Source organism: Pseudoalteromonas sp. JSTW (assembly GCF_013423925.1).
Classification (GTDB): Bacteria; Pseudomonadota; Gammaproteobacteria; order Enterobacterales; family Alteromonadaceae; genus Pseudoalteromonas; species Pseudoalteromonas lipolytica.
In genome coordinates, this window is record NZ_CP058972.1 from 2,297,310 (window position 1) to 2,311,216 (window position 13,907).

The 13,907-nt window shown below is 37.1% G+C and carries 15 protein-coding genes; 2 read left to right on the forward strand and 13 right to left on the reverse strand.

The genetic code is table 11. The features are described from left to right. Positions 1–163 precede the first annotated feature (163 nt). The 9 genes from GZH31_RS10530 to GZH31_RS10570 form a co-directional block, all read right to left on the reverse strand. Positions 164–697, reverse strand: a complete 534-nt coding sequence (locus GZH31_RS10530; RefSeq protein ID WP_180310948.1) for an imm11 family protein — start codon at positions 695–697, stop codon at positions 164–166. Further along, positions 697–1,644 carry an AHH domain-containing protein gene (locus tag GZH31_RS10535; protein ID WP_374027185.1) on the reverse strand — a complete coding sequence of 316 codons (948 nt, stop codon included), beginning with the start codon at positions 1,642–1,644 and terminating at the stop codon, positions 697–699. The genes GZH31_RS10530 and GZH31_RS10535 overlap by 1 nt, the downstream gene beginning before the upstream one ends. Before the next feature lie 382 nt (positions 1,645–2,026). Then, complete coding sequence (locus GZH31_RS10540) at positions 2,027–2,497, reverse strand: heat-shock protein (protein WP_180310950.1); 471 nt, start codon at positions 2,495–2,497, stop codon at positions 2,027–2,029. Positions 2,498–2,680: 183 nt separating this feature from the next. Next, positions 2,681–3,655, reverse strand: a complete 975-nt coding sequence (locus GZH31_RS10545; RefSeq protein ID WP_180310951.1) for a tyrosine-type recombinase/integrase — start codon at positions 3,653–3,655, stop codon at positions 2,681–2,683. Continuing rightward, positions 3,634–4,464: a toprim domain-containing protein gene (locus tag GZH31_RS10550; protein ID WP_180310952.1), complete on the reverse strand. Its 831-nt coding sequence runs from the start codon at positions 4,462–4,464 to the stop codon at positions 3,634–3,636. Before GZH31_RS10550 ends, GZH31_RS10545 begins: the two co-directional genes overlap by 22 nt. Further along, positions 4,448–4,969 (reverse strand): hypothetical protein, encoded by a 522-nt coding sequence (locus GZH31_RS10555; protein ID WP_180310953.1) that lies wholly within the window; start codon positions 4,967–4,969, stop codon positions 4,448–4,450. Before GZH31_RS10555 ends, GZH31_RS10550 begins: the two co-directional genes overlap by 17 nt. Further along, positions 4,956–5,729 carry an ATP-binding protein gene (locus GZH31_RS10560; RefSeq protein WP_180310954.1) on the reverse strand — a complete coding sequence of 258 codons (774 nt, stop codon included), beginning with the start codon at positions 5,727–5,729 and terminating at the stop codon, positions 4,956–4,958. Before GZH31_RS10560 ends, GZH31_RS10555 begins: the two co-directional genes overlap by 14 nt. Next, a complete protein-coding gene (locus GZH31_RS10565) occupies positions 5,719–7,287 on the reverse strand; it encodes a DDE-type integrase/transposase/recombinase (protein ID WP_180310955.1) in 1,569 nt (522 codons plus the stop codon). The genes GZH31_RS10560 and GZH31_RS10565 overlap by 11 nt, the downstream gene beginning before the upstream one ends. A 189-nt stretch (positions 7,288–7,476) precedes the next feature. Beyond that, entirely contained in the window at positions 7,477–7,755 is a 279-nt protein-coding gene (locus GZH31_RS10570) for a hypothetical protein (RefSeq protein ID WP_180310956.1), read from the reverse strand. Positions 7,756–7,885: 130 nt separating this feature from the next. Here GZH31_RS10570 and GZH31_RS10575 point away from each other — a divergent pair, with 130 nt between their 5' ends. Together GZH31_RS10575 and GZH31_RS10580 are read left to right on the forward strand one after the other, a co-directional pair. After that, positions 7,886–8,689 carry a hypothetical protein gene (locus tag GZH31_RS10575; RefSeq protein WP_180310957.1) on the forward strand — a complete coding sequence of 268 codons (804 nt, stop codon included), beginning with the start codon at positions 7,886–7,888 and terminating at the stop codon, positions 8,687–8,689. A gap of 479 nt (positions 8,690–9,168) precedes the next feature. Then, positions 9,169–9,489 (forward strand): hypothetical protein, encoded by a 321-nt coding sequence (locus tag GZH31_RS10580; RefSeq protein WP_180310958.1) that lies wholly within the window; start codon positions 9,169–9,171, stop codon positions 9,487–9,489. A gap of 44 nt (positions 9,490–9,533) precedes the next feature. Here the strand turns inward: GZH31_RS10580 and GZH31_RS10585 are convergent, their stop codons facing one another. The 4 genes from GZH31_RS10585 to GZH31_RS10600 form a co-directional block, all read right to left on the reverse strand. Continuing rightward, positions 9,534–11,567, reverse strand: a complete 2,034-nt coding sequence (locus GZH31_RS10585) for a hypothetical protein (RefSeq protein WP_180310959.1) — start codon at positions 11,565–11,567, stop codon at positions 9,534–9,536. A 2-nt stretch (positions 11,568–11,569) separates the two neighbouring features. Continuing rightward, positions 11,570–12,031 (reverse strand): hypothetical protein, encoded by a 462-nt coding sequence (locus GZH31_RS10590; RefSeq protein ID WP_180310960.1) that lies wholly within the window; start codon positions 12,029–12,031, stop codon positions 11,570–11,572. A gap of 1 nt (position 12,032) precedes the next feature. Beyond that, the gene (locus GZH31_RS10595; RefSeq protein WP_180310961.1) at positions 12,033–12,974 is read right to left on the reverse strand and encodes a hypothetical protein; all 942 of its coding nucleotides are present in this window, start codon (positions 12,972–12,974) and stop codon (positions 12,033–12,035) included. Positions 12,975–13,213: 239 nt separating this feature from the next. Further along, positions 13,214–13,900 (reverse strand): hypothetical protein, encoded by a 687-nt coding sequence (locus GZH31_RS10600; protein ID WP_180310962.1) that lies wholly within the window; start codon positions 13,898–13,900, stop codon positions 13,214–13,216. Positions 13,901–13,907: the final 7 nt, after the last annotated feature.

Consider the following 13,907-nt stretch of genomic DNA (forward strand, 5'->3'; position numbering starts at 1 on the left):
CTTGCGCACTTGATAGTTTTTGCAAAACAATAAACGGAAAAAGACAAAACGAGACATTACCTATTTCTTCAACGTACAATAGAAATAGAACCTTAACCTTTAAGCTGGAAAAGGTATTCACTCTGAGTTTTTCAAAGGGTTAACTTCCGAATGCTAAACTACTTTAATTAATATGAACAAACTTTAAACCTGTGAATTCATACCGCTGGACTAGATTAACAAATTCTTCAGTCAAAATAGGAGGCTGATTCTCCAATCCTTTCATCTTAAAAATTTTTTGGGTTAAATTAGGTATCTCTTTAAAGCATAACCGATTAATTCCTGTGATATAACCGTCATATTCTTCAAACTCTGAATTACTAAAGTCAACCACATCTACAACAGCAGTGGTATTAAAATAATAATAAATTTCCGAATTGAAAGTCATCTCTAAAAACTCGCCAAATGGCTTTAAGTAGTTCCTAAGCACTCCATAAACATTGCTCTTCATAAGTAAACCATACGAATAAAAACCAATGAAATCAGCCAAAGAATCTGCACTATGGTGACTCTCACTAGCAATTAGCTCCAAAACTTTATTCGACTTAACTAATTTTCCATTTGACAACTGCCGTCTCAAGAAAGAAATATCATCTTTATTATCATTAATAGTCAAAAATCTGTATTTTTCATCAAACTCAAACTTGTAAAATTTCATTACTGTGTTTCCCAAAATTTATGCCCACGCTCGAGATCATTTCGTATACTCCTTAATATTGCTCGAGCATGATTTTTATCTACAGCCATATTAAGCCTTTGATTAACTGAAGATATAGCTCTGTAAGTATGAATACCATCTCCATGATGAGCTAAATGAGGCACACCAAGTTGCCGTTTATCATGTTGTGTTCTTGGGAGCCAAACTAAGTTATCAGCACTATTAATGTCTATCCCAAACTCTTCAAGCAAGTCTCTTGCCGCTTTAGAATCGACATGTGAATGACCCCAAAATACAATATGATGAGCATCCCAGTTGCCATCTGGCTTTTGCATTCCAGCTTTAGCCAACGTATTTTTTAACACTTCACTATTAGGCCGCCTAAACTCCGTCAAAGCCATCTGAACAGCTTTTAATACAAGCTTTTTTTGTTCCGCAAGATCATTTGATAAGTCTGTAAGACCTTCCGCCATTCGTTTATTTCTATCAGCTTGACCTGTAACATCGCTCATTCCTGCTACAGGAGGCGGAGGTAGTACACCGCAAATAGCAACACTTGCACTAAGAGCCCCCCCGCAACCACCTGAACTTTGTTCTCCGCTTGGTGTTGGAGATGATTTATTGATATTAGATTGAGACATTATATCTGGAGACTTCCCAACATTATACGCTGATGTAAATGCACCTTTCGCATCAGCCCCATTTATTGACTCAACTTGATATGAATTACCATCTTTAGTATTGACAACCATATTGCCATCTTTGGTGACTTGAACATTTTCAACGTCATCCATCTTTATATTACCGATATCACATACGCCACTATCATTACATTCGGCGGTATAACCTGTAGGGTCAGTGCCACTGAGCGGATTATTCATTATGTAAGAATAAGGATTAATACTTTGGCTATTACCAACACTTTGAATAATAGGGTCTACAGACATAAACCGCCCAAGGTTATAATCGTATACCCGACCGTTCATATGAACGCGGAGCTAATAGCCTTAATACCTCGAACTGACAACAAGCTTTTAAAGAGCAAATGGTTACACCAAATCAATCTCCTATAGTAAATGGCATTATCCTGATAAATCAATGGATACTTTGAGACAGGAGCGATGAAGTGCTAATGCAAGACTGATAGTAACTGGCAATCGTTCATAAACTTGACAAGCCCAAGCATAAGAGTGATACTAAGCATGAATTGAACGTATGCACGGGATAACGAAAGTTATGCGTTCCTCCGACCATTTGGTTACCAGCCCAAGAGCGGTTATAAAGCGAGCCTAGTTCATTCCAGAAACCCTGCCTTATGGCGGGGTTTTGTCATTTTGGAACTTTGATATTCTTATTTATTTGTCGATTATAAGCAATAACGAAGAAGTTAATTTTCTTTTTCTTTGGCTGAGATGATTCATGTTCATTATCACGGATAAATGCACTCTCAACAAACAATCGTAATTTCGCGCCTGAACGAGCAACATTAAAGTAGACTTCATACTCTTCTAGCTGATTATTTTCATTGGGCAGCTCAATGATAAAAAAGTTACCTTTGCCAGTGTGAAAACATTTCTTGGTATCAATAGCCTTCACAATATCTGGCAAGCCAAAAGATAACGCTCTGCGATTAAAGCAAAATATACGAGTTTCTCTAGAGTCTGAATAATAAAGCGCTGGATCGTAATCTGCTAACGTTTCGCCCTTGTGTTTGTTTGGTCCCTTTGTAAAACAATGCAAACCGTACTCAATAATAAAGTCATAAGTCTTAGCTGACTTGCCACCTTTTCCTTCTTGCACAAACTGCCATTCAAACTCACTTAAATGTTCAAGCGAATATTCTTTTCCTTGATATATAAACGGTTCCCAAGACTTGATAACAGATCACCTACTAAGTTAAAAAATCTATTCTAAAAGCCAATAGACCAATTAGCTAATCATTTATCTAATCAGCAAATAGATCAGACAATATTTACACACCTTCTACTTTTGAAGTGGGTGGTTGAACGGGGTATATAAATTCGGGTTATTAACCGCTGGATGAAACTTCTGATAATCATCACTCATTTTCCGAACTGCTATATGGGTATAAACTTCCGTTGTACTTAAGCTTGCATGTCCCAGTATGCTTTTAACGGTCAGCAAGTCGGCACCGTTATCTAATAAGGTTGTCGCTGTGGTGTGGCGATATAGGTTGCTGGCACCTTTCTTTGAAACGCCTGCTCGGTGTTTATATCGGTTCACCAAGCGGGTGACTTGATGACCACGCAACTGTTTGCCCTTATCGTCCAAAAACAAATAATCACCTGACTCAAAGTTAACCAGCTTTGGGCGAAATTCTTTTTTATAGTGAAGCACTAAATCAAGCGCCTCCTGTGCTATGGGCACAACTCGGTCTTTATCGCCTTTACCATTAGGAATAAACAACAACTTGGCCTCCACACTTATACCATTGAGCTTAATGTTAGTAACATCAACTCGTCTTAGGCCACACGAGTAAAACACCGCTAACATCGCAGCATCACGAACACCTTTTTCACCTCGATATGCGGTTTGGGTGGCAATGGCAGCAACTTCATCAGGCTGTAAGACTGCTTGTGTGATGTTTTTACCTGCCTTTGGCGTTTGCACCTTTTCTGCAAGGTTTACTTCTATCAGTTCATTGCGATAGAGAAATAGACAAAACATACGGACCGCTGTGACTTTATTTCGTCTTGTCGCTTTCCCAATCAATTTATTAGATTGTGAGTCATGATAGGTGTGGAGGTATTTCATAAACTGCTTAATACCCTCCACACTCAAATCAGAAACAAACAGGCCAACATTGACGATATACCACTTCACAAACAATTGAAGATTCGACTTCTTGCCTTCAATTGTCCGAGGCGACAGCTCATCAAGTTGGCACTGCTCTATGTATTGTTGCAGGGCTGCAATTAGTGATAATTTTTGTGGCATCGTTGATGACCATTTAACTCACTGAGCACAAACCCAAAGCGCTGTGACTGTGCCCATAAACTATTCACACTCTCGCCCACCACCATTTCCAGTTTCTTGACTTTGATATCTACTTCCAGCAACTTTCTGCGCACATGCGCAACATAACGGTCACCTCGTGGTGTGCGCGAAAATGCCAATGTCACTTCTCGCACATTATGCTCCAGCAACTGGCATAAATGCTCGTCATCAAAATAAGTGAAATCAAGTAAACTGATTGCGTTAATAACACCACCAAGATTAAAGCTCAGTACATCAAACGGTGACTCACAAAGCACAATTTGGTTATATGACCCTAGTATTTGCTGATTAAAGAAGTAACCATCAACACCATGCGCTAAACTCCATAACGTGTCGCCTCGCTGTGATAGCGGGTATTTTTCAATGCGCTGACCATAACCACCAATTAGCTCTCCATTGTTGTCAAACAGCGGTACGAATATCATGCCTCGAAAAGCTTCATGACCTGTCAATCCATTGATGATACCTAGCCGTTCATAGAATCCTCGTGCCATTTCACCTTCCAGCGTATCAGTTGAGGGTAATTCTATTGGAAACTTGCGGTCACAAAAGCCAACAGAGAACTTGGCAAGTAAACTTTCATCGCTTAACCCTAAGTCTTGAGTTACGAACTTGAGTGCTCTGGGTGTTTCATATAGCGCCTTTTGGTAAAAGGCTAAGAGCTTATCTGCATAATGCAGTTCACTGTCATGACTAATAAGTGTCGAAGGGCTGTATGTTAACCAATCGTTATTAATGGAAGGTTGCATGGTGCTGCCCTCCATTCAACTTCAAATTTTGAGTGCTACCAGATATAACTTTACTTATTGCAATTGACAGTCGTGCATCAAAAATTCGCCATTGAGAGTCATCCCAATCTACCATTCCACTAGGACAAAATGGCAGCACTACATGACACAGTTTTATATTAAAACGCTTGGCATATTGTTCCAACTTAACAACATTAAAGTTTGGACCAAAGACATCACTGAAATAAACAACAACATCGATCCCCAGCTTTTTGAGCGCTATCAATGTCTCCTCACAAACATCGTTATCACTTTCATAAAAAACGTGTTGATAGCCATACGAATCTAACTCAATAGCATCTAATGGTACATCACATCGTAACGCCACAGCCGTTGAATCTTGCTCATTGCTTGCAGTAAAAACCATATGTTCCAAATTTAAGAAATTGGAGCAAGAGTGATTAATGTTTAGATCAATAGATGAATCCACGGCATTTATTTCAGGTGAACGATTAATGTTTAACATAAACACCTCCGTTTTTCTGGCCTAGTAACTTACGGACAGATTCTTCATCACTAAAATTAAACGTATTCGAGCAATGCACAATACGATCTAAGACTGCATCAGCGGTTGTGCCGTCACCGATAGCTTCATGCCATTTATTAGGTGGATATTGGGACGTAATTATTAATGAACCCTTATCCTCTCTTTGCTGGATGACTTCAAAAAGCAATCTGCGCTGACTTGTTTTTAGGGGAAACAAAGCCCAATCATCGATCACGAGAACATCGATAGATTTTAATTTACGAAGAAATCGTTTGAGGTAATTGCGATCCTCTTTGTCGTCCTCAATTTTCAATGCTTCTAGCAAGTCAAATAATGTATAAAAGCGGACTTTATAGCCGCGCACTATTAATGCATTTGCAAAAGCACATGCAAGGGTCGTTTTCATTGTGCCCGTTGGTCCAATGAAAATCAGGTGTGCGCATTCCTTCACCCAATCACCTTTCGCCAATCGCTTTACAATTGCTGGGTTTAATCCTTTTTTAAGGCCGAAATCGATATTCTCCAACATGGAGTTTGGAAATCGTAACTGCGCTGCTTTACGGCTTCTAAGTTGCTTCGCAATATCATTTTCTTGAACCTGATACCCAAACAATTCTTCAAGCGCAAGCATGGCTTGGTTAATGTCGATGCCATATTTTTTAAATACGGGTCCAATATACTCTTTAATCGCGTTTAGCTTGAGTAAGTTACATAAGCTTGCTAATTTTTTAGTGAACATTGCCTTGGTCTCCGTTATCTAGAGAATAGTAATTACTGCCACGTAAATTCTCATGATTGATTTGTGGATGAAGACCTAATACTTCTTCGTCCAAATAAATCTTGCTTTTCATGATGTTATGAATATATGAAGGGCTAGTTTGATGGTAGGAAATTGCAAACTGACAAACCTGCTCAAAAGCTTCAGAAGATAAGCCAAACTTTAGATAGTATTCCTGTATATCTCTGCACGCTCGGTTAGCTTCATAAGATCTCTCACGTTTGCTTTCAAATTGAATAGCCATAACTTGTTGAGCTGCCGAGCCAAATTGCTCAGCCCAACCCCAGAAAAATGCTAAAGGCTTATCCTCAAACCAATCGTGGCTAGGATGCAGATGCTCTGACTTGCGAGTGATCCCTTTCGTTACAAAGCTACGCTTATGTTTTGCGATCAAAATCATATCGTAGTAAATCAGCACTTCATCTTTGGTAAGATGCACATCAACCATTTTGTTCCGATATTGATGTGGAACACCATAAAAGTGTTCATCTACGAGAACGTCATATTCATTACGAGTACTTAGTCGTTGATATGTTTCGATAAAAGGGTATCTAGTCTTAGCTAATGGACCCAGTGCTGGTTGATCCCATTTATAAAACAAATCATTGCGACTAACGCTAAACTTCTGAAATTTCATGTTATTCAGCTCGTCAGACTTTTCACGCAAATGAGCATTTAGTTCTTTAAAACTGAAGAACTTCATTTCACGCAAGTCAGAAAGAACACGAGAGTATATAAACGGGTTAGTTCCTTCCGTTACGCCCTTGTCTTTCGGCTTATAAGTACGCGTTGGTATAAAAGCGACATTGTAATGTTTACCAAACTCTTCAATATTAACTTGCAGAACTTTTGGCTTAACTGCATTCACCACGATAGCTTTGGGATTGTCTGGTATCGTTACGTTGGGTACACCACCGTGATAAATATAAGTTTCTTCCGTGGCTTCAAGCCAATCTCTAGTGGTTTGTCCGGGCGTTGCATACATGAAAATTCGTTGAGACTTACCAATGTTACTCACAAAAATATTGGCGACTTCTCCATTCCCCAACTTTTTAGTAAAAACACGCCCAGTTTTACCTGCGTAATCTATGTACATGTTTTCTCCGGGCTTCTCATCTTTACGATAACTCAAGCCTGAAGCTTTTCGATGTTTGCGATAACGTGCATAGTACTGTGACAGCTCTAACACGTTTTTGCCTTCATTCTGCTTTTTGTAAATCGTCCAACCTTTAAAAATAGTGTAGGTATCATCATCAGCCATTTTTTTATCTAACTCTACAAAATCAGGTAAAACCTTATTTGTGTTGCGATAAGGATAATTGGGAAACATCTCAGCATTTAGCTCATCCGTTGGTGTCATCTCTATCTTGGTACTCGTAAGACCAAGTTCAGTAATTAATGCCTTTGTAGTTCGCACAGTTTCTTTGCTACAACCAACTGTTCGTGCGATAGCTTCATTGCTCAACCCCGTTGTTTCAGACAGCCAAGCAATTTTCCAGCGTTGATTCTTCGTAAGCATATTAGCCTCCATTTTTTAATGAAGGGCGCAACAAGCTACACAAGCAACAACTGAAGCTTGCATAAATTTAGGCTTGTACTAATATTGTTGTGTCGATAGAAAACGACAACAATTAATGAAAAGCCTCTGGACCGTCATATCTTTGAGGTTTTTTCATTTCTACGCCCGATGAAATTAATCTCTTAGGTTTTATTCTGGGTGTTTTTCCTCCTTACTTGTCTCAATAGATTGTTTTGCTAGCCACAAAGCAATGTCCTTGATTAATGCGTATTTTCCTCGCCTATTTTTTAAGCTAAACACATTTACAGGCACTGTTTTCCTTGCAATAGCTTGCCGTAAAGCATCAACACTTCGATATCCCATTGCTTTTTTTAAGTCATCCCCTGATAACAAGGGTGAGCCATACATTTGCAAAAGATCTTTTTCGAGTTGCTCTGCCAACTTTTTTATCTCCTCCTCTTTTTTCATTTATTTCTCCGTTAGGTAGGAATCTGCTGTAACAGAGTCAGACTAGGCTATACTTTCAAATACGTCATTGGCGGTAATTAGAGAGGATTTCCGATCTGAAGCTAACCATTTGATTATTTAAGGGCTTTAAATGGAACTTTTAACTTATAAATCGTATCCGAAACCAATTAGGCTTGTGATCACCAATATTTGGATACGCGAAATAATGTTCCGTTTGACAGTCATTAATGTGGCGGATTTATTGAAAGAGTTGAAAAAAGTTGAGGGGCGAGAGGTTGAGGCAGCTAAGGAAGAAAAAAGTAACTTTTGGTATTTGGCTATCAAGACATGTCCTGTAACATGGCTACATAAAGTTAATAGTATTGAAGCATATTTCCCTAACACAAAATCAATACTTGAACATCCGTTTTGGCACTTTATATTTACCTTACGAAGAAGACATTTGAGATCAAAACCTGCGCATTTTTACAATCATTACTGTGGACCAGCAATCCAACACTCCACGCTACTTACATTAATTGACAGATATATTAACCGTAGTATTCGCTCTAAGTTTAGCGAAGCCGAGTTAGAACACATTCATTCGCTCGATGGCTTATCAGCCTTTTTGTCCATGCACTACATTAATATGTATGAAAAAAGACCAACGAATGATTGTCTAAAGAATCTGTTTGAAGCGTTTTTAAAGACTTTTTCTGTTCGATATCGCTCTCAGTTTGTATGGGTGATATTTAATTTTTTGAGGGCACATATTAAAGAATATGGCTCACCACCGTTGCCTCAATTTATATCAGAAATAGACAGTGAAGAAGAGTTGCTACATATACTAAATAAAATAAATAAACACGTAGAAAAAGCCAACTCAGCAAACCTTACCTTACGTCAACAACTCTTATTTTTAGCAAAAGATGAAACAGCTATAACCTCAATCTAAAAATCTCAACACGCTATTTGGTTTGATGTTTTTTAATTTTCCAATAAATATCTTCAGCCCAAATATTAATCGTAAAATGAGCTAGTCTTAATCGTTTCTAGACGAACCTTAATTGAATCGACTAGCTATTTTTCACGTAATACTCACTTGCATATTACGGTCCACACTTTTCTACGAAGCAAGACACAGTAGCTACGTTGCGATTAGCGCTAGCCAGCACTACGGTTAATAGTTGAATGGCCCAACTAGTCCCCCCAAAAATAGCGCAGTGGCTTTTTGACAATTTAAATAGCGGTTTTTACTAATAATTATCGTTTTATTAATTAGTTGAGAAGATAGCAGTGCCCACTATGAGCTTATCATATTAAAAAATACAAATGCCTAGTTATGAAAAAAGTCGAGATTAGATCCACGCTTTCGTTATATTTTTAACTCGATATTTCCTATCATGAACTTAAATTCTTTAAAGAGATTCGCTCATGAATACCGTTATTTCAAACTGGCAAATTGTCTCGGTAATGGACGGAGAGAAATTAATTGGTAAAGTGCTTTGGGGAACTGTGGTTGATGATTCTACTTGTCGTTTTTACAAAGGCAACTATGTATGCACATCTAGGATAATTAAAATCAACCTCGACTCTCGATTAGTAACCACTGCTACGGGAAGCCTTTATCAACTTATTGGCAATGGTAATAACAAACAAGCAAAAATTGACATTGATGATTTCGAATTATTAAGACATGGTTTTAGTCCTGAACAAATCAGGTCGTTAAATCATTTCTCATCTATGGCAAATTAAGCTCGATGGGCAAACCTCGCTTCCACTGGCTTTGAGAACAAAGGCTAATTCAATGGGCGCATTATTTTTTCACCACTTTCAGTTAAGTCAATTAGCTTGTAGTCTAAGCCCACAGTTGCCTTCTTCAATGGCTCTGTTTTTTCAGATGTTGCTAAAATGACTTGCTGGTTATGTTTCTTAGTCTCTGACGCTTTCTTTAACAAAGAACTAAAACTCACAGGGTCTGCATCTTGTTGTCTTGGCTCATCAAAAATTAACAGTCCGGGGTGATTCATTTCATATTCACGTGATAGTTCTAACATACTCATCAAGTACCCCCAAATAATTCTAATACCATCACTAGCAGAAGTATCAAAACCTAAGTCATAATTTTCGAGTGTTGGTAAATATGAATCAAAAGAAATATTTAGATCATTAGGCGAAAAGCTACTAAAGCCATACTCTTTCTCGTGTGTTATCAAAATATCTCTCAACCTGAATAGTTTTCTCTTATCTAACTTTGTTAAGCCATCTTTAGGAATGTTGTTAATTGATTTTTCAGTAGAAGTAATTTCCCGGTGAAGTGTAGTTACTTTTTCCTTAACCTGCTCTCTAAAAACCCTTACTTCTTCAAGCAGTTTAATTTGCTCTTCAAGCTTTACTTCTTCACGAATAAACTCTTCTAAGTTAGTTTTACTTACATCAGTTATGCTTTCTTTTAACCTACGTATTTCAGCTTTGCATTCAAATAAATCATTTCTAATTTCATTAACAAGTTGCTGTTGTTTCTCAAACTCTTGTGTCGAGTTATCAAGAATAAAAGTAAAAGTTTTAATTTGATTTTTTAAGTACTCCAAGCTTTCATCTGCCGACATTACATCATGCTCGACAATATTTGGTAATAGAGCATCGGCAACAGGTTGTTCACACGCTGGGCAACTTCCTTCATCGATGCTAAGACCGTCAAATAAAGCTAATTCGTTGACTTTTTTAAGGTCCTCATATTTTCGCTTATTTTCGTTAAGTGAACGCAGTCGAGTGCTAACGGAAGATACATTAGTTGCCAGAAACTGAAGTTTTTGACTTGCTTCGTCAAAATTATCTTGGGTGACTTGCTGTTTTATTTCTTTATCCACAATCTGCGATTTCACGCGTGACACATCAAAGTCATTCCCACTTTCTTTAACCCGCTTACTTTTTGCCTCATCCAATGCTTTTTGTTTAGTTACTAGCAAGTCATCCAATAAAACTCTTTTTTTATCAACAGCTATCTCAATTTCAATCAGATATTGCGAGAACTCTTTGTGAGGATGTTTTTTTAAACCAACGACTTCACCCCTAACTAACTTAGCTTTATTGCTGAGCTGCATATACCATTGATGCCAATGTCCCAGCAAATTGTCGTTCTTCATTTTTAATTTTTGCTTTTTAACTAAAAGATCATGAACACCTAATTCCATTATGAATTCAATAGCACGTTTTCTAACATCTTTGATTTTAAAATAATAAGGTAGGGTAGATTGAATCCCTGTCCAGCCTCGCTTTTGCTCTACGAACAATAACGGGAAAATAGTGGACGGATATAGTAAGCTTTCGCCACCATCCGTTTTGGGCACGGTTGGTAATTTCCAACCAATGAATTTACATAACCAAGCATAAAATCCTTTTTTACTGCTCGTGTCGTTAACTTTATTTATATAGTACTTTTCACTTAATACAGGGGAAAAATTATCAATACTTCCTTGCTGAACTTTTATTATATTTGTATCGCAATCAAACGCATGAATATCCCGTTGTAAAGTGTATTCTTCAGTACCATTTGATATTTGCAAAAACACTTCGGAACTTACAACTGAATAGCTTTCTCCGTCAAAAACCAATGTTTTATTCATAACAGGAGTAAACGGAAAACGACTCGTAGCCCCAATACCTTTTTCCATACCTAAAGCGTAAGCAATGGAGTTTAAACACGTTGATTTACCATGAGTGTTATCCAATCGTATTACAACTAGCCCTTGTTCGAAGGTAATATCTAAACCGAATGGGCCACCATCCATTGCTTTAATTTTTACAAGCAGACGCTTTAAACTCAATGACATATTTACTTCCCTTCAAGCGCTTTTTTTACTTTATCTTCAGTTAACGCCTGTTTTAATTTTTCCAAAACTCTTTTTTCACTATTAAAAACATCAGCTTTCTTTAATTTGTTAGCTATTTTGATACCATCTTCAGTCAGTGACACTCTGTTGTTTTCTATACTAAGCAACTTGGAGTACAGGGCATAATCTATGGCCTTATCCATTGTCGGATCTAAATTTATAAAAGGGCGTTTTCCCTGTCCATTTTCTATATACGCAAGATAGCTTTGAGCATGTTCTTCATTTTTCAATGCCCAATTAACAATGTGTATCTTGTTTCTAGAAGCTTTACTCCCTCTTCCAACTAAACGTAAAATGAGAAGTAATAACGAGATCCGCCAATTTGGCCTTAAATCACATGAAATAAACTCCTTTCTTTCACTGATATAGAATGGTTTTTTAGTAACCAGTTGTTTCAAATCCATTTTAAAACCTCAAGGGGCATTCTATTAACCAACCAGCGATAACTCCTGCACACATATCTGAACGAGTACCACCAAAAAAATTAGGCATTATTTCAGCTAAGTCATTTTCAAGTTGCTTAAGATTTTCTTCTAGAATTTCTGCCGGAGCTTTACCTCTGGCGAACAAAGAAATTCTCTGTTTGAGTTTTTGTTTGCGTGCATTTACGCAATCAATGACTGACAAGTGTATCTGTGGATAATCCCGTTCTAAGATGTCCAGCATGTTTTGGTAAGTCAAATAAAGGTTTGAGATTGCTAACTTTTGATTATCTATTTCTTTTAAATCACCATCAGCTAATATCTCTAATTTAGGATGTAAGTCGGCTAAAAAGCCAACTTGTTCACTAATCCACTCAGCTAAGTCAGAATCAGAAATATCATCAACATCTATTTTTATTTGAGTAAAGCAGTTTATCAAATGTTGCTTTTCTACCGGATAGTCTTCATCTGTTTGTACCGAAACCCTAAAGTCATCATCAACAAAATTCAACTCTAGATCCCTGACTTCACTAGTTTTCTTCGCAATATATTGAGCGAGTAATTTATTAGTATAACGCGGTGTAGCTAGAACCCAAGACTTAACTTTTATTCCATGATTGTCAAAAATCTCTTGCCAAATCTCAGCATTGGTCGCAGTCAACTTCTTCAAATCATTATTGATTTTGTCTCTTTGACTTTCATAAAGCTTTGTTACTGAGTGATTTTTGTCTGGAAAATAGCATTGGAATACTTTTCCACACGCAGTGTAACATTCTACTCCCCAGTCCCCTTCATTTTGATCAGGGATATCAAATACGTTTTCTTGACCGTAACGATATTTAAGCAAAGATTTAAAATAAGTTTCCCAAGATTTAGGATCATTAATTTCACTAAACTGAACCGTCATTATTATCGTCTTTTCCATAAATTTTATGATAATTATCAATAAATTAATTAATGGGTAATTCCCTTTTCACTGCATATAGTCACACTATACATGAATAGAAAGATATGCCAATAAACAGATATATTTAATTTAATTTGATATAAAACAAAGCCCCGACTATGAGGCTTTGGACTCAATTAAGGTTACTTTAGCTGTGGTTTAGGGTTGCACAGATAACAATCGGATCAAAATCAAGTAACGGCTTGTAAACCTAAAGCTTAGTTACTGCATTCATTTTCATAAACTCTATTGTAACTTATTTCTTGTTGAATCTGATTCTTGATTGACTTATTTGAAACTTGATTCAAACTTGCTCTAAGTGATTCTAGCATGTATTTGTCATCAATAAGTAAGAGTGAATTTAATGCTGTTTTACCTATAAAACTATCTTGATTATCAATTAATATCGCTATTAACGTATCAACATCATTTTTTTCACCAATCATTCCAAGCCCGGTTATAGCTGAGTTTTTTAAGATATTTTCATTCGAACTGATCATCTCCATAAAATATTTTCGTGCAATACTCAGATCCACTCCACTATCAAAACATTTATTTTTAAGATTAATTCTCCATTTCATAGCAGCTAATCGAATTAAGTGATCATCTAATACACGTACATGCTTAGTGTTCCTCCATACCTCTAACAATATAGAATTATATAAATCAGCATCAAAACCTTCACTGGACCAACCATTGGAAATTAAATTTGAAACAGAGAACACAGCTTCTCTGTAGTTTTTATTCCAATATGAGCCAATTTCCATGTTCTGAACCGAGTTGTCAGCATGCCCAATTGTCTTTTCAATTTCGAGTTTCCACTGCCAATTACCATCGTCTGCATATGAGCTGCATGCAGATAGCAGCCAAATACCGCATGTTATGCAAATTTTAAATATCTTCATGTGTTTT

What these genes read in the sequence shown, in the direction of transcription:
- GZH31_RS10530 (WP_180310948.1), bottom strand. Translation starts at nt 697, where the DNA reads ATGAAATTTTACAAGTTTGAGTTTGATGAAAAATACAGATTTTTGACT.
- GZH31_RS10535 (WP_374027185.1), bottom strand. Translation starts at nt 1,644, where the DNA reads ATGTCTGTAGACCCTATTATTCAAAGTGTTGGTAATAGCCAAAGTATT.
- GZH31_RS10545 (WP_180310951.1), bottom strand. Translation starts at nt 3,655, where the DNA reads ATGCCACAAAAATTATCACTAATTGCAGCCCTGCAACAATACATAGAG.
- GZH31_RS10550 (WP_180310952.1), bottom strand. Translation starts at nt 4,464, where the DNA reads ATGCAACCTTCCATTAATAACGATTGGTTAACATACAGCCCTTCGACA.
- GZH31_RS10555 (WP_180310953.1), bottom strand. Translation starts at nt 4,969, where the DNA reads ATGTTAAACATTAATCGTTCACCTGAAATAAATGCCGTGGATTCATCT.
- GZH31_RS10560 (WP_180310954.1), bottom strand. Translation starts at nt 5,729, where the DNA reads ATGTTCACTAAAAAATTAGCAAGCTTATGTAACTTACTCAAGCTAAAC.
- GZH31_RS10565 (WP_180310955.1), bottom strand. Translation starts at nt 7,287, where the DNA reads ATGCTTACGAAGAATCAACGCTGGAAAATTGCTTGGCTGTCTGAAACA.
- GZH31_RS10570 (WP_180310956.1), bottom strand. Translation starts at nt 7,755, where the DNA reads ATGAAAAAAGAGGAGGAGATAAAAAAGTTGGCAGAGCAACTCGAAAAA.
- GZH31_RS10575 (WP_180310957.1), top strand. Translation starts at nt 7,886, where the DNA reads ATGGAACTTTTAACTTATAAATCGTATCCGAAACCAATTAGGCTTGTG.
- GZH31_RS10580 (WP_180310958.1), top strand. Translation starts at nt 9,169, where the DNA reads ATGAATACCGTTATTTCAAACTGGCAAATTGTCTCGGTAATGGACGGA.
- GZH31_RS10585 (WP_180310959.1), bottom strand. Translation starts at nt 11,567, where the DNA reads ATGTCATTGAGTTTAAAGCGTCTGCTTGTAAAAATTAAAGCAATGGAT.
- GZH31_RS10590 (WP_180310960.1), bottom strand. Translation starts at nt 12,031, where the DNA reads ATGGATTTGAAACAACTGGTTACTAAAAAACCATTCTATATCAGTGAA.
- GZH31_RS10595 (WP_180310961.1), bottom strand. Translation starts at nt 12,974, where the DNA reads ATGGAAAAGACGATAATAATGACGGTTCAGTTTAGTGAAATTAATGAT.
- GZH31_RS10600 (WP_180310962.1), bottom strand. Translation starts at nt 13,900, where the DNA reads ATGAAGATATTTAAAATTTGCATAACATGCGGTATTTGGCTGCTATCT.